The organism is Rossellomorea sp. GQ25 (genome assembly GCF_059758515.1).
Window position 1 is genome coordinate 1 of the sequence record NZ_JCAXEQ010000022.1, and the last position, 1,391, is coordinate 1,391.

Annotated in this window: 1 rRNA gene; it reads left to right on the forward strand. The window is 54.3% G+C overall.

Annotated elements, in window-relative coordinates:
* Window positions 1-1,390, forward strand: a 23S ribosomal RNA gene (locus AC6CIB_RS23575); the annotation flags it as partial.
* Window position 1,391 lies beyond the last annotated feature (1 nt).

The following is a 1,391-nucleotide window of genomic DNA, read 5'->3' on the forward strand; positions in this document are numbered from 1 at the left end:
AAATCCCATCATCGTGAAGGCTGAGCTGTGATAGCGAGCGAAATATAGTAGCGAAGTTCCTGATTCCACACTGCCAAGAAAAGCCTCTAGCGAGGAAAAAGGTGCCCGTACCGCAAACCGACACAGGTAGGCGAGGAGAGAATCCTAAGGTGAGCGAGAGAACTCTCGTTAAGGAACTCGGCAAAATGACCCCGTAACTTCGGGAGAAGGGGTGCTCTGGTAGGGTGCAAGCCCGAGAGAGCCGCAGTGAATAGGCCCAGGCGACTGTTTAGCAAAAACACAGGTCTCTGCGAAGCCGTAAGGCGAAGTATAGGGGCTGACGCCTGCCCGGTGCTGGAAGGTTAAGAGGAGTGCTTAGCGCAAGCGAAGGTGCGAATCGAAGCCCCAGTAAACGGCGGCCGTAACTATAACGGTCCTAAGGTAGCGAAATTCCTTGTCGGGTAAGTTCCGACCCGCACGAAAGGCGTAACGATCTGGGCACTGTCTCAACGAGAGACTCGGTGAAATTATAGTACCTGTGAAGATGCAGGTTACCCGCGACAGGACGGAAAGACCCCGTGGAGCTTTACTGTAGCCTGATATTGAATTTTGGTACAGCTTGTACAGGATAGGTAGGAGCCTTGGAAGCCGGAGCGCCAGCTTCGGTGGAGGCATCGGTGGGATACTACCCTGGCTGTATTGAAATTCTAACCCGCGCCCCTTATCGGGGTGGGAGACAGTGTCAGGTGGGCAGTTTGACTGGGGCGGTCGCCTCCTAAAGAGTAACGGAGGCGCCCAAAGGTTCCCTCAGAATGGTTGGAAATCATTCGCAGAGTGTAAAGGCACAAGGGAGCTTGACTGCGAGACCTACAAGTCGAGCAGGGACGAAAGTCGGGCTTAGTGATCCGGTGGTTCCGCATGGAAGGGCCATCGCTCAACGGATAAAAGCTACCCCGGGGATAACAGGCTTATCTCCCCCAAGAGTCCACATCGACGGGGAGGTTTGGCACCTCGATGTCGGCTCATCGCATCCTGGGGCTGTAGTCGGTCCCAAGGGTTGGGCTGTTCGCCCATTAAAGCGGTACGCGAGCTGGGTTCAGAACGTCGTGAGACAGTTCGGTCCCTATCCGTCGTGGGCGCAGGAAATTTGAGAGGAGCTGTCCTTAGTACGAGAGGACCGGGATGGACGCACCGCTGGTGTACCAGTTGTCTTGCCAAAGGCATCGCTGGGTAGCTATGTGCGGAAGGGATAAGTGCTGAAAGCATCTAAGCATGAAGCCCCCCTCGAGATGAGATTTCCCATCACGTATGTGAGTAAGATCCCTAGAAGATGACTAGGTAGATAGGTCAGAGATGGAAGCATGGCGACATGTGGAGTTGACTGATACTAATCGATCGAGGACTTAACCACA